Here is a 20,896-nt window from a genome sequence, read left to right as displayed (position 1 = left end):
TTTTATTTGTGCCGTAACGGGCGGCATTGGCATCGAAACGGAAGAAATGCAGAAAACAATCGATGGCGCTGGCACCATGGTTGATTAGTTCACCCCACACGAGGCGCTCAGCGTTCTCACAAAGCCTCCATCACTTGCCACCCTCTAGCACCTCGGCGAGCAATCAAAGAAACGGGTCCAGAAGAGTATCTGTCTAGTCACGGCATCTGGTGGATCGCGTCGACGATGAACTGGTCTGGCTCTGACGTCCAGATCTTGGCGATGTACTCGTAGGGCGTGAGGCCGGTGAGCGTCTTAAGCCGGCGGGCGAAGATGTATGCCGCCATGAAGTCGGCAAGGTGCGTCCGCAGCTGGTCATGGCTGTGGTAATGGAAGCGTTTGACAGTCGCCTCCTTGATGGTGCGGTTCATCCGCTCGACCTGACCGTTCGTCCACGGGTGGTTGGGTTTCGTGAGCCGGTGCTCGATGTTGTCTGCCTCGCAGATCATGTCGAAGCGCAGCTGACGCGACGAGGCGGTGTTGCGGTTGCGGGGCTGCTCGGCGAACTGGACACCATTGTCGGTCAGGATCGTATGGTTGCGGTAAGGCGCAGCTTTTAGCAGATGTTCCAGGAACTCCCTCGCTGCGCGGCCTGTCAGCCTTGTCGACCAATTGAGTAACCGCGGACTTGCTCGTGCGGTCGATGCCGACGAATAGGTACAGATTGCCTTCGGCGGTCTGTACCTCGGCAATATTGAAGTTAAAGAAACCGATCGGGTCTCGCTTGAAGCGTTGCCGCTTCGGTTTATCGGCTTCGATGTCCGGCAGGCGGCAGATGCCGTGCCGCTGGAGGCAACGATGCAGAGCTGATCGTGTCAGCTGCGGTATCGACGGCTGCACCGCTAAGAGACAGTCGTCGAGAGGCAACAGCGTATGCCGACGGAACGCCTAGACCATCGCCTCTTCGGCCTCGGACAGGGTCGTAGAATGAGGAGCCTTCGGTGCGGTCATCAGATCCTCGACTATCGCCCGCTTCCGCCATCTCGCGACTGTTGTCGGGTTGATCCCCAGCTCCCGGGTCAGCGTCGAGAGCGAAGCTTGCGATCCTGTATTGCTGCTCGGAAGGCGTGCGTGGTCGTGGCGCTCCCGTGCGACGACATCGATGACACTCGTCGCAGGACCAGTTCCGCCCGCCATCCAGAAACGCTTGGAAAATTCTGGAAGATCGGTGCGAACACCGCGTCGACCATGCCGAAGTCGGCACCGCGGAACTATGGCCCTTCTGCCAGTACGGCTTCGAGCTGCTTGAGCCGCTCGCGCAGAGCCGTCCGCTTTGCGTCCACAGGGCCCGAATCGCTGGCGTTCAGGAACTGCCCTCGTCGCGGAGCGCCTGACTTTCGAGCAGACGGCATAGGAGTCCGCCTGCGACCACGCCGGCTCATGCAGAAATTCGATGATCCTCAGCCTCAAATCACTGGGTCGATGCACCGGCCATGTCTCGCTGCCGTTCGACCTGCTCTTCGCCGCCGCACCATGCAGCGTGAGTTAAGGGCTCGAGGTTTGCGAAGGCGGAGCTGCAGCGCCGGGGCAGGGCGGAGGTCCTGCTAACCTCTACTGGAGACATTACCCGCAACTTGTCACCGTATGGATCCGTCCCACTCGGCAAACTGTGACGAAGAAGCGCGGAAGTACAAATTTCGACTGTCGTTTTAATCGCTCGCTGGACGACAGAAGCTCGAGGCCGAATAGAAGCCGGGCTATATCATCTACTGTTTTTTTGGTTCGCCGGCTCCAGCGTTACCAGAGCCACATCATTGGTGTTCATAAACAAGGGTACTGATAGTCGTTCGTCTTTGCTGACACGAACCACTCGATCGACTTCGGCAGCGTCGGCGGTCAGGGCACGCATCCGCGCAAGCTGGTCCTGATTTAGCTGCGCGGGCAGCTTCATGTCGATATAAGCCGAGAGCGGATCGTTGTGACGGAAGCCCGTGCGGTGCACCCGTAGCCGGTACTGCCCTGGTGCGACATGGGCGAATGCCAAGCTGACCGGTGCGCTCGCGCTTGCGGGCGCCAGGCGCGTGTAGAAAGGCTTGTTGCTGACCTCCTGTACGGGTTGATGCCAGTCCCACACCAGCGCGGCAGTGTACCTGCCATCGACAGCGACCATCGCGTTCTCGTCGGCGACGGATACGCTCTTGCCGCGCAGCGCATGAAGATATTTGTAGGCGAACCATGCGGGTTTGCGGATGCCCTCGCGGTTCATCAGCCCAAAGCCGCCATGAAACGGTGTTGGCGGTGGACCTGGCTCTTCGAACAGATCGGAATAGGTCCAGTAGCTCATACCCTGAGCCATCCCTTGGCTGTGCTTTAGCTTGAACAGGATGTATGGTGCGCTGATGTAGCTGTCGTGGACGAAGTCGCGTGGCGTATAGCTGGCGCTCCATTCCGTAAAGAAGAGCGGCAGGTCGGCAAACGGCGAGGCTTTGATCTGGGCGCGAGCCTTGCGCACGTCGCCGACAATGGCGTCGGGCGACATCAAAAGCTTGGTGTCCTGCTTGCCCTGCTCATCCAGAAATCCGCCGTCGACGCCATAAGTATGCGTAGTGACGAAATCGACGGGGATCCGGTTACGGGCAGCATGGTCGAGGAATGCCGGTATCCAATCCGCACCGGCAGTCGCAGGTCCGCCGACGCGCAAGGCAGGATCGATCGCCTTGATGGCTTTGGCCGAAGTGTCGTAAAGATCGAAATAGGCCTTCTGGTCGGCTCCCTCCCAGAAGTCCTTTAGGTTGGGCTCGTTCCAAACTTCGAAATACCAGCGCCGGACTTCAGCCTCTCCATAGCGTGAGCGGCAGTGCCTAACGAAGGCATATACCAGACTGCGCCATTGATCGAGCTTGGGGTGGGAAGTGTTACCTTTCCAGTAGAACACGGTCTGGTTCGATGTCTTGAGCGCGTCAGGGGTGAACCCCAGTTCCACGAACGGACGAACGCCCTTGGCCAGCATCCTGTCATACAGGCGATCGATCCCGCTCCAGTCGTAGATCGTCCGCCCATCGACCACTCGCACGGTGCCCAGCACGTCGTGAAAGATGCCGTGAAAGCGTAGGTAGCGGAAGCCAAGTTCGTTCACCGCGGTCCCGAGCTGCGCTTGGCTATCCTGGCGGATCAGTGTCCCCGGAAAGTCCGAGCCGACCGAGAAATCATAAAACCGATCAACCGGCGCATCAGCTGCCGTGACATTGACCACAATCCGCCTTTCGGCTGGCGCCGGTTCTGGCGAGGCGGCGCCGAGGATGAGCGGCAGTGCCGCACCACAAGCAAGTAAACGGGCGAATCTGCTCGACGTCATCATTACCATTTAGACTAGATAACCCGGGAATTGAATGGCCGTGTCATTGAGCGATCGGGGAGCAAACGTACGGGGCCGGCGAGCTTAGATTGTCGTATCCGTTCCCAATTGCACCTGGCCAAACTCGCGTTTCGCATCGGCTTTGTGATAAGATCTGGCACCGGTAAGTTTATGGCGGTGTCTCCAATATGCTGACTTTTGAGCGTCTCGTAAGTCCCGCCTTCTGCGACAGCGGAATGCCGTGTTTGGTGGATTCCGTCCGGTCCGGTTTTGCCGGTTGGATGGTGCATAGCGGACGGTCTGATCCTGCAGTCCTTTCCGACGGCTCACGACCAATGCCGGTCGTACAATTTGGCGACGTTCAATGTCTGGACTTGGAAAAAGCGGCCGGTCGGACCGGCCAAAGGGTAACCGGCGGCGCGCGCGATCCTCGCCGTTTAGCCGCAAAATGCATCCTGGAAGAAGCCGTACGGTTGCATGCATAACCCTGCATGGCCGCCGGATCGCGATCTGGCGAGTCTGTACCGGCGGCGGGTCAGGCGAAGCCGCGGCCCGCACGGTCGCGTCGCCGGTTGCCGGACGAATGCTAGATCAGTACCGCTCGACCGCCTCGGCAATCTGGGTGGTTTCAACCAGAGGTTGCGATCGCACTGCCTCACCCACCAGGATCAGCGCCGGCCCGGCGCCGGTTGCGCGATCGATGGCGAGCGGAAGCAGGGCGAGCTGCGTATGGATCAGGCGCTCGCCGGGGAGGCTGACATCGGCCGCGACCAGCGCCGGGGTCGCCGGATCGAGTCCGTGGGTGATGAGCTGTTGGCAGATCTCCGGTCCTGCGGTTCGCCCCATGTAGAATGCCAACGTACCGGTGTGGTCGGCGAGTGCGGCCCAGTCGAGATCGAGCCGTTCACCAGCACGGGCGTGCGCCGTGACGAAGCGGAGGTGGCGGGCGACGCCACGCAACGTCAGAGAGACGCCGGCGCTCGCGGCCGCTGCGCTCGCCGAGGTGATGCCGGGGCAGATGCGTGCGCGAATACCGTGCGCGGCAAACGCCGCGATCTCTTCGTTGGAGCGGCCGAAGATCGAGGGGTCGCCGCCCTTCAGGCGCACTACGCGCTTGCCGGCCAAGGCCGCCGCGACGAGCAATGCGTCGATCGTAGCTTGCGATTTCGAATGCCGGCCGGATCGCTTGCCGACCGAAACCGATTCGACATGCACGGGGATCAGATCGAGCACGCCCGGCCCCACCAGCGCGTCATAGAACACGATGTCCGCCGCCAGGATCAGGCGCTCGGCCTTGCGCGTCAGCAAGTCGGGATCGCCCGGCCCCGCGCCGACCAGCCAAACCTCTCCGGGCGCGAACGCATCAGGCATGGGAAACCTCCTTGAGCAACAGCTTGGCAATGGCGGGGCGACAGGAGCCGCAATTGGTGCCGGCGTTGATCGCCGCGCCGACGGCTTCGACGCTTACCAGCGCGCGCTCGGTGATCGCGGCAAGGATCGTCTTCATGCCGACATCGAAGCACACGCAGACGATCGGCCCGCGATCCGGCGCGGGTGCCGCCGGGCGCCCGGCGAGCAGTTCGGTAACCGAAGGATCATCCGCGCCGAGCTGAGCGGCAAGCCAGTCGCGCGGCGGCAGACCCGGCCCGCGCGAAACGAACAGCGCAGCGTACAACGCGTCGCCGACCGTCACCGCCGCGCGGATCACGCCGCGCCGCGCATCGATCATCTCGGCGCGCTCCCCCGGCGGCAAGAGTGCGGTCACCACCGCCGCGTCGCCGCGCCCCGCGATCTCGGTCAGCCAGCCGTGCGCGGTTCGCACGACGGTCCAATAGGCGCAGTCGGGGGCGGACGGGCGCTCGCGGGTGATGAGGAAGCCCGACCACTCCGGCTTATAGGGGGTGATGGTCGCCGGGGTATTCTTGAAACCGGGTTGGCCGGAATGCGGATCACGCAGGGTCGAGGGCAACAGCCCGGTGCGGCCGCCGCTGCTGGTATGATCCGTCCAGTGGATCGGCACGAACAGGTCCCGGCGGCGCTGCGCGGTGCTTACGGCGACGCGGTACACGCTGCTGCCGTGCTGGGTGGCGACGCGCGCCAGCCCGCCATCGACAAGCCCGTGGGATTGGGCGGTTTCGGGGTGAACCTCGACCAGCGGCTCGCGGCGGTGTTGCGAGAGCGTCGGAGACAAGCCGGTGCGAGTCATCGTATGCCATTGGTCGCGGTAGCGGCCGGTGTTGAGCCGCAGCCGCAGCGCACGGGTCGCGTCGTCGCGCGGCATGGGGCGAACCGCGATCATCCGCGCCTTGCCGTCCGCGGTCGTGAACGGACGATGTTCGTACGGCGACGCGCCACCCCATCGGAAGGGGGCCATCGTATCATACGCTGCGTTGTCGATCGCGGCCTGCGCCGACAGATCGAGCGCGCGCGTGCCGTGGTTCTCGAACCCGGTCTGCGCTGCGAACTCGCGAAAGATATCGGCGGGGCCGGCATAGTCGAAACCGTCGAAACCCATGCGCTTCGCCACCTCGGCGATCGCCCACCAGTCGGCGCGCGCTTCACCGGGCGCGGCCATGAACCCGCGCTGGCGCGAGATGCGGCGTTCGGAATTGGTGACCGTGCCATGCTTCTCGCCCCAGGCGAGCGCGGGCAGCTTCACTTGCGCGTAGACGGCGGTATCGGTGTTGGCGATACAGTCCGACACGACGACGAATGGGCAATTGGCGAGCGCGACGCGGGCCATGCGCGCGTCCGGCATCGACACGGCGGGGTTGGTCGCCATGATCCACACCGCCTTGATCTTGCCCTTGGCCATCGCCTCGAACATGTCGACCGCCTTGAGGCCGGGGCCGGGGCAGATCTTCGGTGATCGCCAGAAGCGCTGCGCACGGTCCCGCTCGGCATCCGAAAACCCCATGTGAGCGGCCAGCGTCGAGGCGAGACCGCCGACTTCGCGCCCGCCCATCGCATTGGGCTGGCCGGTGATGCTGAACGGACCCGCGCCCGGCTTACCGATCCGGCCTGTGGCGAGGTGGAGGTTGATGATCGCATTGCCTTTGTCGGTGCCGCTGGTCGACTGGTTCACCCCCTGGCTGAACAGCGTGACGGTGCGGGGATGGTCTGCGAACAGATCGTAGAAGGCCTGCAAATCTTCCCCGGCAATTCCGCATGTTTTGGCGACATCGAGGCGTGCGAGGTCTTTCCAGAAACTCTCGGGCACATCGACTCGCTCGGCGAGGAAGCGCCCGTCGAGCCGCCATGTCGCCCGCATCTCCAGCAGCAGGCCGTTGAACAGCGCGACGTCGGTATCGGGCGCGATGGCAAGGTGGAGGTCGGCGCACTCCGCCGTCTCGGTGCGGCGCGGGTCGATCACCACAAGCTTGGTGCCGCGCGTCTTGCGTGCCGCCTCGATCCGCTGCCACACCACCGGATGGCACCATGCCGTGTTCGATCCGACCAGCACGATCAGGTCGGCGGCATCGAGATCGTCATAGCTGCACGGCACGACATCTTCGCCGAACGCGCGGACGTGCGCCGCCACCGCGCTCGACATGCACAGCCGCGAATTGGTGTCGATATTGCCGGTGCCGATGAACCCCTTCATCAGCTTGTTGGCGACATAATAGTCTTCGGTCAGCATCTGCCCCGAGGCGTAGAAGGCGACGCTGTCGGGGCCGTGCTCGGCGATCGTCGCGGCGAAACGGCTGGCGACGCGGTCGAGCGCTTCGTCCCATTGCACCGGCTTCGCGCCGATCATGGGGACGAGCAAGCGGCCATCCAGCCCGATCGTCTCGCCCAGGTGCGTCCCTTTCGAGCACAGCCTGCCGACATTGGCAGGATGATCGGGATCCCCCTTGATCGTCGCGCTTCGTGAGGCGGTCGGCGTGGCGATCACGCCGCAGCCAACCCCGCAATACGGGCAGGTGGTCTTGACCGGTGTCAAGCGACGCCCGCGAGCGCGGCGTCGCGGCAGATCAGAATCCGGCCGCCGTCGATCTTGACCGGGATCACCGGCACGCAGCCTGTGTCCTCGCCCAGCGCCTCGCCGATAACGAGCGAGATCCGCCAATTGTGCAGCGGGCACGTCACGGTCGTGTCGTGGACGATCCCTTGGCTGAGCGGGCCGGCCTTGTGCGGGCATTGGTTGGCGAGCGCATAGACCTCGCCATTGGCGGTATGAAAGATGGCGATCTCGCGCCCGCCGCGCACCGGCAGCGTGCGGGCACCCAGCGCGGGGAGTTGATCGACCGGCCCAATATCGAGCCATTCACCGTGCAGCGTCATGCGGTCACCAAAGGCCGGATTTCGGCAAGATGTTGATGGAGTTTATAGTCTTCGCCAGCCGCACGCTTCGCCCAAGGATCATCCTGCATGAAGCTTTGCGAATAGAGGAAGCGTGCGCGCAACGCTTCACGCCCGGCCGCGTCATCGACGATCCGCTCACGGATATAGTCGAGGCCGACGCGCTCGGCCCACGGCGCGGTGCGGTCGAGGTAGCGCGCTTCCTCGCGGTAGAGCTGGATGAAGGCGGCGCAATAGTCGAGCGCCTCCTGTTCGGTCGCGACCTTGCAGAGAAAATCGGTGCCGCGCAGCTTGATCCCGCCGTTACCGCCGATCGACAGCTCGTAGCCGCTATCGACGCAGATCACGCCGATATCCTTGATGCTCGCCTCAGCGCAGTTGCGTGGGCAGCCCGACACGGCGATCTTGAACTTGTGCGGCATGAAGCTGCCCCAAGTCATCTGCTCGATGCGGATGCCGAGACCCGTCGAATCCTGCGTGCCGAAGCGGCACCATTCGGAGCCGACGCAGGTCTTCACCGTGCGCAGCGCCTTGGCATAGGCATGGCCGCTGACCATGCCGGCGGCGTTGAGATCGGCCCAGACGGCGGGCAGATCCTCCTTCTTGATGCCGAAGATGTCGAGCCGTTGCCCGCCCGTCACCTTGAGCATGCGCGCCTCGTATTTCTCGGCGACGTCGGCGATCGCACGCAATTCCGTGGGATTGGTCACGCCGCCCCACATGCGCGGCACGACCGAATAGGTGCCGTCCTTCTGGATATTGGCGTGAAGCCTCTCGTTGACAAACCGCGACTGGTTGTCGTCGACGAACTCGCCCGGCCACGCGCACAGCAGATAATAATTGAGCGCGGGGCGGCACGACGAGCAGCCGTCGGGCGTGGTCCAGTGCAGTTCCTGCATCACTTGCGGAATTGCCTTCAACTGCTTGTCGAGGATCAGCCGGCGGACATCCTCGTGAGTGAAGCTGGTGCATTTGCACACGGTCGGCGCGGCGCGCTCGCCTTCGAACGCGTCCCCGAGCGTGACCGCCAGCAGCCCTTCGACAAGCCCGGTGCAGGAGCCGCACGACGCGGACGCCTTGGTGCAGGCGCGCACCGCGTCGAGCGTGCAGGCGCCGCCCTTGATCGCCGTCACCACCTTGCCTTTGGACACGCCGTTGCAGCCGCAGATTTCAGCATCGGCGGGGAGCGCTGCAACGGCGGCGTTAGGGTTTGCGTCAGCGCCCCCGCCAGCGGCGAAGGCCTGGCCGAAGATGAGCGCGTCGCGAATTTCGGCAACGTCTTCCTGCCTCCTGAGCAGGTCGAAATACCAGTTGCCGTCTTGCGTATCGCCGTACAGCACGGCGCCGATCAGCCGGTCGCCCTTCACAATCACGCGCTTGTACACGCCACGCGCGGCGTCGCGCAGGACGATATCTTCGCAACCCTCGCCGCCCGAGAACTCGCCTGCCGAGAACACGTCGATGCCAGACACCTTGAGTTTGGTCGAGGTGACCGAGCCGGTATAGCCCGACGGGGAAGCGACCAGCCCGTCGGCAAGGCTGCGGCACATGTCCCACAAGGGCGCGACGAGGCCGTAGACGAGCCCGTTGTGCTCGACACATTCGCCGACTGCGAGAATGTCCGCGTCCGACGTCACCATATGATCGTCGACATGGATACCGCGTCCAATCGCGAGGCCGGCGTCGCGGGCGAGTGTGACGTTGGGCCGGATGCCGACCGCCATCACCACGATCGAGGCGGGTATCTCGCGCCCGTCCTTCAGGCGCACGCCCTCGACCTTGCCGTGGCCGTGGATTTCGGCGGTGTCGGCCCCGGTCAGGATGGTCTGGCCGCGCCGTTCCAGTTCGCTTTTGAGCAGCCATGCCGCAGCCTCGTCGAGCTGGCGCTCCATCAGCGTCGGCATGATGTGCAGCACCGTCACCTTCATGCCGCGCAGGGCGAGGCCGTGCGCCGCCTCCAGCCCGAGCAAACCCCCGCCGATCACGACGGCGTCCCCGCCGGCGTCCGCTGCGCGCAGCATCGCGCCGACATCGTCCATGTCACGGAACGTCACCACCCCGTCGAGGTCGCGGCCCGGCACCGGGATGATGAACGGATCGGAGCCGGTGGCGAGGATGAGTTTGTCGTAGCTTTCGGTGCGTCCCGAGCGCGCCGTAACCGTCCTGATCTTGCGGTCGATCGCCACCACGGGGTCGCCCGCGACCAGATCGATCGCATTGTCGGTGTACCAGGCGAGATCGTTGATGACGATGTCGTCGAAACTCTTGTCCCCCGCGAGCAGGGGCGAGAGCATGATGCGGTTGTAATTCACCCGTGGCTCGGCGCCGAAGATGGTGATGCGGTAGCGGGATGCGTCGCGGACGAGAATTTCCTCAACCGCGCGGCACCCGGCCATGCCGTTGCCGATGACGATGAGGTGTGGTTTCAAATCGGTCACGAGAGGCTCCATTCGAGCGAGAGCCACAGCTTCCGGGTATCGGTCGCGAAGCCGTGGGCAAAGTAATCGGCGTATTTCACGAGCGCGGTGTAGCGGCCGCGCTTCGCGCTCGCCTGCAGGTCGATTTCATCGCCGTAGCGGCGTTCGAGCCGGTCGCTCGAAAAGCGGTGGTACACGGCGGTCAGCCCGATCGCGTCGAGACCCGCCACGCTCTTCCAGCCATAGCCGGTCGAGCCGTACAGATCGCGCAGACCATCGGGCGGGGTGACGAGGAACTTGTCAGCCCAACCGTTGAACTTGTGCAGCGTGGCAAGCGGGGTCTGGAAACTGGTGACGGCGCTGCCCGTGTCGGCGCCAAGCACCTCGTAACTGGCGCCCAGCGTGAACGCCCTCACCGACACTCCCAGCTCGCCAAGATAGTAATTGGCGCGGTAGCGATTGGGGTTGCGGTGGTAGTCGCTCTGTGTCGCGTAGCTCGCCGCATAGGTGAGCTTGACGGCCTTGTTCACCGGCAAGGCACCCGCGAACCTGCCGCCATAGGTCCGGCTGCTGTTGACGAACACCAGCCGCTCATCCTGATCGACCAGATAGGCGAAGCCGGTGAGAGTGCCAATCTTCGTCGCATAGGCCAGATTGCCGAACACGTTGTCGCCGCCGATCTCGCCGAGCCGCGTCGGGCCGTATCGGTCGCCGCCATCGACACCCCAGATCGTGCGGACGTTGTCGGCGTAAGTGAGGTCCGCCTTCAAACCCTTGATGCCCGACCATTCGATCCGCGCCGCGTCGAAGGTCTGCTCGTTGTCGCGCCACGCGACCGAGCCGACGAAGCGCTGGTCGTCGAGGTTGATGCGCTGGCGGCCAACCGTAACGATCGTCTTTGCGATGCCGCGATATTGCAGTTGCAAACGGTTGAGTTCGACATTCTGCGGGTCGGCGACCAGCGGGTAGGCCGCCTTGCCGTTGACGCCGCTGTTATAAGCGGGGTCGATCGCCAGCGTGGCCTCACTTTCGGCGAACAGCGCGAAGTCGCCGCTCTTCGCTTCGAACCCGGCCCGGATGCGCGCGGTAAGGGCATCGGCATCCTTGGCCAGCGGCGCTTGCTCGACATGTTCGTAGCGCAGGCGGGCGTCGATCAGCGGCTTGAGATCGATTGGATCGGCCAGCGCGGGTGTCGCTACCAACGCGCCCAGCGCGAGCAGCGGACGTGCGCGCATCAAACCCGCGCCCCGTTCGCGCCGGTGCCCCAGGTCGCGCGCCAGCGGGTCTTCACCACCGTCAGCCCACCGAGCGCGACCAGCGCCAGGACCGCGAAGATCAGGAAGCCCACCTGCGGCGTGCCGGTCAACTGCTTGGCGAGACCAAGCGAGGAGGCGAGATAGAAGCCGCCGACCCCGCCACCGAAACCAACCAGCCCGGTCATGATGCCGTTTTCCGCGCCGAACCGCTGCGGCACGAGCTGGAAGACCGCGCCGTTGCCGAAACCGAGCGTCCCCATCACCAGCAGGAATAAGGCGAGCGCGAGCGGCAGCGAGGTCGTGCCCAGGCTGATCGCGACCAGCGTTGCCGCAGCGAGCGCATAGACGAAGGTCAGCGTGCGGATCCCGCCGATCTTGTCGGCGACCGCACCGCCGATCGGCCGCACCAGCGACCCGGCGAACACACAAGCGGCGGTGCAATACCCCGCGATCACCGGGGTCATCCCGAAACTGTCAGTGAAATAGATCGAGAGGCTCGACGACAGGCCGACAAACCCGCCGAAAGTCACGCCGTAGAACAGCATGAACCACCAAGCGTCCTGATGCTTCAGCACGGTGAGATAGGCGGTGACCGGCTTGGGCGCGGGCTGGCTCGGCGAATCCTTGGCCATCACGAGATAGACCACGAACACGATCGCGAGCGGGATCACGGCGAGGCCCAGCACCGCGTTCCAGCCGAACGCTTTGGCCATCAGCGGCGCGAACAGCGACGCGAGCACCGTTCCTGAATTGCCCATGCCGGCGATGCCCATCGCCTTGCCCTGATGCTCGGGCGGATACCAGCGCGAGGCGAGCGGCAGCGCCACCGCGAAGCTCGCGCCGGCAAAGCCCAGCACCACGCCAACCGCGAGCGTGCCCGCATAGCTGTTGACGCCGAAGCACCAGGCGATCGACAGGCCGGCGATCACGATCACTTGGCCAATCGCGCCGGTGCGCTTCGGGCCGATCCGATCGACCAACAAGCCGTTGACCAGACGCAGGATCGCGCCCGCCAGCGTCGGCACCGCGACCATGAAGCCCTTCTGCGCCGGAGTGAGGCCAAGATCCTTCGAGATGATCGGCGCGAGCGGGCCGAGCAGCACCCAGACCATGAAGGCGAGATCGAAATAGAGGAACGCCGCGATCAGCGTCGGCCGGTGGCCGGCGTTCCAGAAAGCGGACGTATCCTTGGGCGTGGTCGTGGCGCGCCCCCCCGGCGCTGCGGCAGTCATCGTCATCTGAGCCTGCGTAATTGTCCCGATCCCCTTCGAGCAAACGCAAAAAAGCCGCCGCGACGCCCGCAATGATGCGGGACGCAGCGGCGACTTTGCCAAATTCGGTGATATCGTGGGGCTACTCCGTTGCAGTCGCCAATCGATGGAAATAAAAATGCCTGCGAATCACATCGCGCGCAAGCGATTTTTGCGGTGCAGCGAGATTACCCGTCGCCAAAGCCGGCGAGATAGGCGTCGAGCGCTTCGGGATCAAAGCTGCGCGCATCGAAGAACCGATCCGCGCCGAGGATCAGCCGCCCCTGCGTGGTGCCGACGCCGAGCCCGCCGACGATGCCGCCCTCTAGCTTGGAACTCGCGCCCGGCAAGGGAACGCCAAGCGGCCGTAGCGCCGCGCGGTACACATCGGGCCGGAAGACACGCTGCGCCGTCTGGTACGCGGCATCGTCCGGCGTGACATGGCGGGCGAGGCACATCTGCGCGTAGAGCCACGCCGCCTGGCTGATCCAGGGGAAGTTCGCCGCCTCGCGGTGCTGGAACATGAAATCGGGCACATGCATCGCCCCGGCGCCGCGCGCGAACACGATGCGATCGGAGATGGCGTGGCGGATCAGATCGGCGGACCCGTCGAGATATTCGGACCGCGCCAGAACGCGCGCGATCTCCTCGCACCGCGCCGGATCGACGAACGCCTGACCGGCGCGGTAAAGCGCCCGGATCAGGCGATGCGTCGTGTCGCGCTGTTCCTCCATACGCTCGGTACGCATCGCCAGCACCTTCTCGACGCCGCGCAACCAGATCTGCGACGTGACCGCGACGATCACGCCGGCGCCACGATCGACCGCGACGCTGTTCCACGGCTCGCCGACGCAAATGCCATCGACCTCGCCCTCGGCCAGCGCATCCGCAGCGAAGGGTGGCGCAACGGTGACGATCTCGACCTCGCGGTCGGGATCGATGCCGCTGCCGATCAACCAATAGCGCAGCATGTAATTGTGGCTTGAATAGCGATGCACCACCCCGAAGCGCAGCGGCTTGCCCGCGTCGCGCGCCGCCCGCGCTGCCTCGGCGAGCCGCTGCCCGATTGCGGCGACATCGCCCGGCCCGCCGACGGTGGTGATCCGTGCCGCGAGATCGCCGCGTACAGTCACGGCGTTGCCGTTCAGCCCGAGCACGAACGGCACCGACAGCGGCATCGCCGGGCGCCCCAGCCCGAGCGTCGTCGCGATCGCGAGCGGGGCGAGAAGGTGCGCGGCATCGCTGTGGCCGTAGAGCAGGCGATCGTTGACGGTCGCCCAGCTCATGTCGCGCACCAGCGTCAGGTCGATACCCTCCGCCTCCGCGAAACCGAATTCGCGCGCGAGGATCGGCAGCGCGGAATCGACGAGCGGCAGGAAGCCGAGGCGGAACGGTGTATCGCTCATAGATCCCCCATCAGCCGGTCGGCCGTGACCAGCGCATCGGCGACATCGGCGATCCGCCGCCCGCTATCCATCGCCGCGTTGCGCAGCGCGGCGTACGCGGCGGGCTCGTCTATGCCCCGGCGCTTCATCAACAGGCGCTTGGCCTGATCGACCACGTCGCGCTCGGCCAGCGCAGTGCGTGCCTCGTCGAGTTCGGCGCGCAGCCGCGAAAACGCGCGGAAGCGCCGCACCGCCAGTTCGAGCACCGGCTTGATCCGTTCCTTCTTCAGTCCGTCGACGACATACGCCGAAACGCCGGCGTCGATTGCCCCTTCCATCGCTGCGCTATCGCTTTGATCGACGAACATCGCCACTGGCCGCGCCATCGCCCGGGACAGCGCAAACAGCTCCTCCAGTTCGTCACGATGCGGATTGGCCAGGTTGATCAGCACGACATCCGGCGACATCGCCTCAAGCCGCGCCGCGATACCCTTGCGATCGACGAACACCGTCACGTCCCGCATACCGGCTTCGCGCAGGCCCTCTTCAATCACCGCGGCGCGCGCGGGGCTTTCGTCGATAATCGCGATCCGCACATTCCGTTCCTCGCTGCGCAGAGGCTTACCCGCGAGATGCCGCTTCGTCCAACCGCAGATGCGGGCGGCCACTCTCGAACGAGCGCTCTATTGCAACTAAACCAGAGGACCGTGCTTTTACCAATAGTCAGTCTGGGATCGGTCAACCGTATCGGCCGATCTTGCCCATGCGCTGCCGTTGCACGCCAAAATCGCGAACGTCGGCTTCGGTCGAAGGCTGTCGTTCACACTTTGCGGCGGGAATGTCGGAAAAGTCCCAAATTTTGCCGGTCCGACCGCTGAGCCAACGATGCCGAAGACCCGTTTTATCGACATGAACGAATGACCAAAACTGGGATGCGCCTCAAGCTACTTGAACGGCCGGATGTGGGTCGGGTCCGTCTCGACCGCTTAGCTCCCGAGCAGCTTTAGCTCCCTGCACGTCCGAGCGCGCGATCCGGGCTTGGGAAAGGCCGTGCGGCAAGGGGAAACCTTTTTCGCTTCTCTGCACCTTAGCTATTTCGGGGAAGCGCGATCTTGAGGTCGTGCCGCTACCGTCGTGCTCAGCTAAGGGGGGTAGCAAGCTATGTGAGACGTGCATTGTCGCTGCGTTAGTAGTATAATACACTTGCTGAGTTAAGCGGGCTGAACTGGCCCTCATAAAGGGGAATGCTTTGAGATTTATGCTGCTGGCGCGCGTAGGTTGCGCGCTGATTGCTACGTGCGTCGGCACTCATGCGATGGCCCAGAACGTTATCTCACAGGCCTTCGGCGGATATCCTGTCGGGCTGCGCGTCATTCAGCAATATGATCGCTCCCGGGAGTACAAGCGAGTGATCGACCCCATCACCGGCACGCCGGTAACCGGCGAGCGGTCGCGCCCGGTACAAACGCTTATCTGGTATCCCGCCGCCAAAGGCGGAACGCCGTTGCGCTACCGCGACTATATGGCGACCCGCCTCAAGGAGACGAACTTCGACGCGTCGCCTGCAGAGCTGCAACAGGGGATGGCAGCACAGGCCGCCGCGTTGACCCTTAAACTTGGCCTTCGGGCGGAGACAGTGATGAACGCCCCTGTCTTGGCATCGAGGGATGCGCCCATTGCCGCGGGCCGATACCCGGTCGTCATTTACGCGGCGGGGGGTTTCGGGTTCGCGGACGAGAATGCGGATCTCGCCGAATATCTCGCCAGCCACGGCTATGTCGTGATCGCCTCAACCAGCTTGGGAGCACATGGTAAGCCGATTGGCTATGACATGTCGGACGCGGAGCCACAGATTGGCGACATAGAATTCCTGCTCGGCTATGCTCAGTCGTTGCCCGATGCCGACATGTCGCACGTTGCGGTTTTGGGGTGGAGCTGGGGCGGGATGAACAACCTCTTCGCCGCTGCGCGCGACAGCCGGATTGGTGCTCTCATCAGCTTGGATGGCACGCGGGAGCCGACTTTCAACAAACTGATCGATGTTCGGCGCTTAACCGCACCCTGGCTCTACATCTCGCGAGCGCCGGAGACTATCCCACAGATCAATCGCAGCGAGGTCGACACGAGCTTCAGCTTGCTGAACGCCGCTAAGTACGCCGACGTTTATCAACTGACCCTGTATCCGTTTCATCATCCGGACATGGCTTCGCAGCGCCAGCATGAGGCCGACCCCAGCGCTTATGGTGAGTACAGCAAGGAGGAGGTGCGTCAGACCTACAATGTCGGTGCGACCTATATTCGGAATTTCCTCGATGCATATCTGAAGGGGAGTAAGGTAGGGTTCGCCTTTCTCGGACGGCAGCCCGTCGAGAACGGCGCGGCGCCCCACACAATATTTGCTGAAACCCACTTATCGAATCTGACACCGGCAACGCGAGAGCGATTTGCGGCCGACCTGGCGCACCAGGGCTTCGGGCATGCCGTGGAGGCTTACAACGCCGCTCACGAGAAGGATCTTTCCTTCTCCCTGACCGCTCAAGACCTCAAAGGTTGGGGTTATGCCTTGATGCAGCGACAACGGCCGGGCGACGCCAGCGCGATCTTCACCCTGTGGACCGTTCTTTACCCAAGGGATTGGGATGCGTTCGACAGCCTTGGGGAAGCTTATGAGGCGGCCGGCAACCGCAGCGCGTCGGTTGCGAGCTACCGGCAATCATTGGTGTTGAACCCCAACAATGCCAACGCCACCACGCATTTGAGTGGGTCTAAATGACCTGACCCTGTAGGCGCGTTGTCCTACGGTTTCGTTTTAAAAAAAACGGGACAGTAGCTCGACGTCAGCTACCGGGCTCCGCCTACCTCAAGCTCAGCCGTCCTGACAGCCACTCTTGCGTCAGTTTGCCGGCGATCTGCAGATGAATGAACGTCGATAGTTGGACGGCAGGCGCGGCGTCGTGGATGGCCGCAAATGGGTCCTCAAAGCCGTCCGGTGGAAAAGTCTCGAGCGAGCGCGACGAACGCCTGAAAGGCCGCTGAGGAATTGCGCCGGTCGGGGTAGTAGAGGCACAAGGGTGCGAGAGGCGGCGTCCAGTCTTCAAGGACGCGGACGAGGCGTCCAGCCCCGATGTCCTGATCGCTGGGTCGGCGACAGCATTACCGTGACGGTCACGCCCATCGGTCGGTCGACATGGCGGGGCTCCGAGGTGAACGAGGGGCGGCCGACATCGAGGTTCGCAACCGTGGCCGCCGATGGATCGCGAGGGGGCGCCTGACCTGCGAATCCTCACCCCAGCCGATTAGGATCGGCAAGGGTCGGCGTTTTGTGACTGGGGATGAGGAAATTTAGGCGCAACAACGCAAATCGGCGGCTAGGCCGCCAATTTGCCGGTGCGCGCGCTCGTTCAGGAGCAATCGAGCGCGGTGTCCTCCAGCCGCAGGCGGCTTCCGGAAGGCGGGGGGGGTACTTGTCGGCGCCGTGCTGATGCCGGACACTATGAGGCATGACCGGTCCTGGCCTGCCCGACGAACAGCCCGTCTTCGCGCATCACGTGCGCGCGCTCCTGGCGCGTCAAGCGCAGGCCGACCGGGATCTGGTGGGAGCGTCGTACCGTCGTGGGCGCAATCACCAGCCCGAACTGGATGCGAGGCAATCGCCGGCTCGTCGCAAGGCGGATGCGCTCGCCAAGGCGGTCGGCATCGACTTCCACCGACCCAGCCCGATCCGGCGAGGTGGCCGCCAGACCGGTGGCGGCCGGGTGCCGCACTTCGACATGAAGCCGATAGGCAAGACCCACGTACCGACGAGCGGAGACGGAAAGGTCCACCACCGCTTCAAGGCCAAGGCCACGGAGGGCAAGCATTTCGACTATCTGCGGGACGGCGCGAAGGTCACGATCATCAGCCATCTCGACTATATCCGGCGCGATCGGGCGGTCGCTGATCTGGCCGAGGACCTCGTCATCGACATGATCGACGAGCAGGTGATCCTGCGGGCAGCCCACCCGCGCCGGAAAGAAAATCGCCGCCCGAAGCTGTTCCCCCCGCTATCCGGCCGGTCAATCGACAAGCACCTGATCCACCCGTTGTAACCGGGGCCGATCCACAGCGAGAGAAGGAACGCGAGCGGCAGGTGCAGCGCAGGCCCGCCCCGCGGGACAGGCCGAAGGGCCCCCCGCCGGGTATCCGGAGCAAGGGACCGGACGACGTAGCGCCGCCACAGCGTTCAATGAATCGCGGTTTAGAGAGATAATGACGGATCTCGGGCCGCCCCGATCGATGCGGTCGGCCAGAAGGAAGGAGGGGAATAGCCTGTCGGCTGCACCATGATGGTGAAATGGACCCGAAGGCGACGCGAGCAGCCCCACGCCGCCGGACTGGAAATGACATGAAGACCAAGACGAACGTGGCGCCGGACTGGCTGAGCCCCGCACAGGTGATGGACACGCTGTTCGACGTGCGCGAGCCCGGCTGCGAGGAACTGGGCTATGCGCTGCTCCGCCCTCGCGCCAAGCAGAAGGCGAACAGCGCGACCGCACTGATCCGCGCCAAGATGGCGCCGGTCGAGCCGACCAGCGCCTCGCGCACGACCGGCTGCGGCATTCCGGTGACCGCCCGCCAGCATCGGCTCGTGCTTGCCCGGGGTGTGGGCGACATGGCACTGGCACCGCTGCTCGACGAATACGACCGCGCCGTCCGCCCGCACCAGCGCCTGCTCGCCGGCGTGCTGACGGTACGTGGCAGTATCAGCACGCCGATCCACGACCTGTTCGAAATGGCGACCAGCTACGCCGCGATCCATCTCGCCTGCGGCCGCTCGCTGACCAGCATGGTCGTGGCGCATGCCCCTGGTGACGAGCTGAGCCGCGCCCTGCCGCATGTCCATATTTGCATCCTGGCGCGCCAGCACACGCCGAGCGGCTGGGCCGCGGAGCATCCCGATCTCGCCGACACCATGCACCGCATGTGGACGGAGGAATGCGGCGCTTTCCGCAGCGGATGGGAGCGGTTGGCCGCCGCCTGATCCTCTGGACGGGGCGGCGATGCCGCCCCGTCTGCAGTCAGATCGGCTGATAGCATCAGAACGATGAATTCGCTGCCGTACCGCCGCCGATGGCGCGGGCGACCGCATCCTGCCACGCCCGCTCCGCCGCCACGCCTCGCGGCAGGGAGACGTTGACCGGTTAACGAATGAAGTCCTGCCGTTCAGGACGACCTTCAGGTTGCTGCAACATGCGGCAAGATGGGAGGATTTTGACCGCACAATCCGGCTTAGTTCCAGCTGTTTACCCTCTTCAGCAGCGACAATCTGTTTGGAGAAAAGAAAATGAAGCGCCGCCGCTTACCGATGGTGTTCCGCCTGAGCGCCGTCCTGCTGTTGGCCACCTCGGCCGCCGGGCAATGGTGGCAGCACCACCCCGCCGGCAGCATCGCCGGTTGGGTGCCCGCCATGTCGGAGGTATATTGCCCGGCCGTCGCGATTCAGCGTTCCGGCACCATCGCGGACAGCGCTCATACACTCGATGCCTGGGGCTATGCCGTGATCGGCAACGCCATCTTTCGCGATGGCCGCGACCGCTGTCGCATGAAGAGGGGAAGGTCAGCTGGGGCCGAGCGAAGCCCTGACGAGAAATGAAAATCGAAGGGGCCTGATCCGGACCGGCCGGTCCGGGAATCACGCTTGTCCTGCAAAGGCTCCATGTCCCCCATGATCCACGACGCTTTGCCGACCGCCTCGGTCGCGCTGATGAACTATGTCCTCGCCGCACTCGGCTGCGACGAACCCGCGCCGCTCTTCGGCAACTCCGGCCTGCCCGGGGCAGTCGAATGCCTCGACCATAACGTCATCATCGCGATGACCCCCGTCACCGCGCCGATGTTCGACCAGGCGCTGCTGCGCTGCGCCGCCACGCGGCGGCGCGACACGTTGCTGATCCGGCACGGTTTCCACCCGGAGACGATCGACCCGGTCCGCGTCGACGTCGCGCTGCGGTCGATCACCGGCCCGCTGCTCCTCACCGACCTCAGCTTCTTCCGCGACCGTGACCGGGGCCTGCATCTGGTGCCCGCTCGCGGCGGGCTGTCGATGAAGCTCGGCCGCGACGGGGTCGAGATCGGCACTCGGCTGCCCTGGAACTGCCTGTGGGACCGCGCCGCCGGACTGGAGTGCGCCGCCGCCCAGATCGTGCGCGCCTGCCGGAGCGAGCACCAGGGTTGAGATGAACGAGAAGATGAACGGCCCCGATGCGGGGATGAAACAAGGAGATAGAATGATGACCACCAAGACCTTCGAAGCCGCCGTCACCCGCGCCGTCATCAAGTTGCTGCTCGGCAGTCGCAAGCTCAAGTCCGGCGTCGTCATCACCGGCGGCGACGCGCTCGGCATCGAGGACAAGATCGAGATCGGCCGCCATGCGGTCGAGACCGACGACGATCTGCTCCACCTCGAGTTTCGCACCGGACCGAACCCGGCCCTGACTGGCATCGCCATGTTCTTGCCGCGCGATGGTCGCTGCCACATCCAGACCGGCTGCCGCCTGTGGCTGTCAAAGTCCGGCAGCCGCGGGCTGATCCTGCCGCAGGCCCATGTACGCGGGCATTTCCGTCTCGCGCCGCGGGAGGTCGTGCACATCGACGGCAAGCCCGCCGACGACCTGAGCGACGGCATCGAACGCGCCAGCACTTGGCTGGCCCGGCAGATCATGCGGCCGGGCGTCCAATATGACGACGCACAGTGCACGCTGTGGGCGCAGGCCGCCTGACAGATCGGCTAGAGGTCTATCACCCTATACGGACGAGCCAGCGAATTCGGACACTTGCCAATAAAATAGTTACCGTCGTGTCTGAATATGCCGCCCCGTCCGTATAGGGTATGAGGATGTGGCCATCGCCATCGCGCCTAAGGGCGTCATTTCGTTTTGCTACTTGGTATCGAAGCCGGCGCGGGGCGGCTGAC

The 20,896-nt window shown here is 64.4% G+C and carries 15 protein-coding genes and 2 pseudogenes; 6 read left to right on the top strand and 11 right to left on the bottom strand.

Features of this window, described 5'->3' with window-relative positions; all coding sequences use genetic code 11:
* Positions 1-197 precede the first annotated feature (197 nt).
* The 10 genes and pseudogenes from L8F97_RS05125 to L8F97_RS05080 form a co-directional block, all read right to left on the bottom strand.
* Positions 198-1,139, bottom strand: a pseudogene (locus L8F97_RS05125) (IS481 family transposase).
* A gap of 602 nt (positions 1,140-1,741) precedes the next feature.
* Positions 1,742-3,337, bottom strand: a complete 1,596-nt coding sequence (locus tag L8F97_RS05120; protein WP_313931903.1) for a GH39 family glycosyl hydrolase — start codon at positions 3,335-3,337, stop codon at positions 1,742-1,744.
* Positions 3,338-3,925: 588 nt separating this feature from the next.
* Positions 3,926-4,705 carry a uroporphyrinogen-III C-methyltransferase gene (gene cobA / locus L8F97_RS05115; RefSeq protein ID WP_242147225.1) on the bottom strand — a complete coding sequence of 260 codons (780 nt, stop codon included), beginning with the start codon at positions 4,703-4,705 and terminating at the stop codon, positions 3,926-3,928.
* Positions 4,698-7,277: a nitrate reductase gene (locus L8F97_RS05110; RefSeq protein ID WP_242147223.1), complete on the bottom strand. Its 2,580-nt coding sequence runs from the start codon at positions 7,275-7,277 to the stop codon at positions 4,698-4,700. Before L8F97_RS05110 ends, cobA begins: the two co-directional genes overlap by 8 nt.
* The gene (gene nirD / locus L8F97_RS05105) at positions 7,274-7,618 is read right to left on the bottom strand and encodes a nitrite reductase small subunit NirD (protein ID WP_242147221.1); all 345 of its coding nucleotides are present in this window, start codon (positions 7,616-7,618) and stop codon (positions 7,274-7,276) included. Before nirD ends, L8F97_RS05110 begins: the two co-directional genes overlap by 4 nt.
* Positions 7,615-10,086 carry a nitrite reductase large subunit NirB gene (nirB, locus tag L8F97_RS05100; RefSeq protein WP_409929005.1) on the bottom strand — a complete coding sequence of 824 codons (2,472 nt, stop codon included), beginning with the start codon at positions 10,084-10,086 and terminating at the stop codon, positions 7,615-7,617. The genes nirD and nirB overlap by 4 nt, the downstream gene beginning before the upstream one ends.
* A complete protein-coding gene (locus L8F97_RS05095; RefSeq protein WP_242147219.1) occupies positions 10,071-11,288 on the bottom strand; it encodes an alginate export family protein in 1,218 nt (405 codons plus the stop codon). Before L8F97_RS05095 ends, nirB begins: the two co-directional genes overlap by 16 nt.
* Complete coding sequence (locus L8F97_RS05090; RefSeq protein ID WP_242148234.1) at positions 11,288-12,541, bottom strand: nitrate/nitrite transporter; 1,254 nt, start codon at positions 12,539-12,541, stop codon at positions 11,288-11,290. Before L8F97_RS05090 ends, L8F97_RS05095 begins: the two co-directional genes overlap by 1 nt.
* 206 nt (positions 12,542-12,747) lie before the next feature.
* Entirely contained in the window at positions 12,748-13,965 is a 1,218-nt protein-coding gene (locus L8F97_RS05085; RefSeq protein ID WP_242147217.1) for an ABC transporter substrate-binding protein, read from the bottom strand.
* Positions 13,962-14,540 (bottom strand): ANTAR domain-containing response regulator, encoded by a 579-nt coding sequence (locus L8F97_RS05080; protein WP_242147214.1) that lies wholly within the window; start codon positions 14,538-14,540, stop codon positions 13,962-13,964. The genes L8F97_RS05085 and L8F97_RS05080 overlap by 4 nt, the downstream gene beginning before the upstream one ends.
* 662 nt (positions 14,541-15,202) lie before the next feature.
* On the opposite strand from L8F97_RS05080, the gene L8F97_RS05075 reads away from it, so the two are divergent.
* Positions 15,203-16,717, top strand: coding sequence for a dienelactone hydrolase family protein (locus L8F97_RS05075; protein ID WP_242147212.1), 1,515 nt, complete (start codon positions 15,203-15,205; stop codon positions 16,715-16,717).
* A gap of 203 nt (positions 16,718-16,920) precedes the next feature.
* Here the strand turns inward: L8F97_RS05075 and L8F97_RS05070 are convergent.
* A pseudogene (locus tag L8F97_RS05070) lies at positions 16,921-17,076 on the bottom strand (LysR substrate-binding domain-containing protein); the annotation flags it as partial.
* Between the two features lie 416 nt (positions 17,077-17,492).
* On the opposite strand from L8F97_RS05070, the gene L8F97_RS05065 reads away from it, so the two are divergent.
* The 5 genes from L8F97_RS05065 (at position 17,493) to L8F97_RS05045 (ending at position 20,702) form a co-directional block, all read left to right on the top strand.
* Entirely contained in the window at positions 17,493-18,032 is a 540-nt protein-coding gene (locus tag L8F97_RS05065; protein ID WP_242147211.1) for a hypothetical protein, read from the top strand.
* A gap of 296 nt (positions 18,033-18,328) precedes the next feature.
* The gene (locus L8F97_RS05060) at positions 18,329-18,964 is read left to right on the top strand and encodes a hypothetical protein (protein WP_242147209.1); all 636 of its coding nucleotides are present in this window, start codon (positions 18,329-18,331) and stop codon (positions 18,962-18,964) included.
* A 303-nt stretch (positions 18,965-19,267) separates the two neighbouring features.
* Complete coding sequence (locus L8F97_RS05055) at positions 19,268-19,576, top strand: hypothetical protein (RefSeq protein WP_242147207.1); 309 nt, start codon at positions 19,268-19,270, stop codon at positions 19,574-19,576.
* Between the two features lie 72 nt (positions 19,577-19,648).
* The gene (locus L8F97_RS05050; RefSeq protein ID WP_242147205.1) at positions 19,649-20,158 is read left to right on the top strand and encodes a hypothetical protein; all 510 of its coding nucleotides are present in this window, start codon (positions 19,649-19,651) and stop codon (positions 20,156-20,158) included.
* A 1-nt stretch (position 20,159) separates the two neighbouring features.
* A complete protein-coding gene (locus L8F97_RS05045; RefSeq protein ID WP_242147203.1) occupies positions 20,160-20,702 on the top strand; it encodes a hypothetical protein in 543 nt (180 codons plus the stop codon).
* Positions 20,703-20,896: the final 194 nt, after the last annotated feature.

Source organism: Sphingomonas sp. BAUL-RG-20F-R05-02 (assembly GCF_022662305.1).
Classification (GTDB): Bacteria; Pseudomonadota; Alphaproteobacteria; order Sphingomonadales; family Sphingomonadaceae; genus Sphingomonas.
Note: the sequence above shows the minus strand (reverse complement) of the source record. Positions and strands in the feature narration are given on the sequence as shown.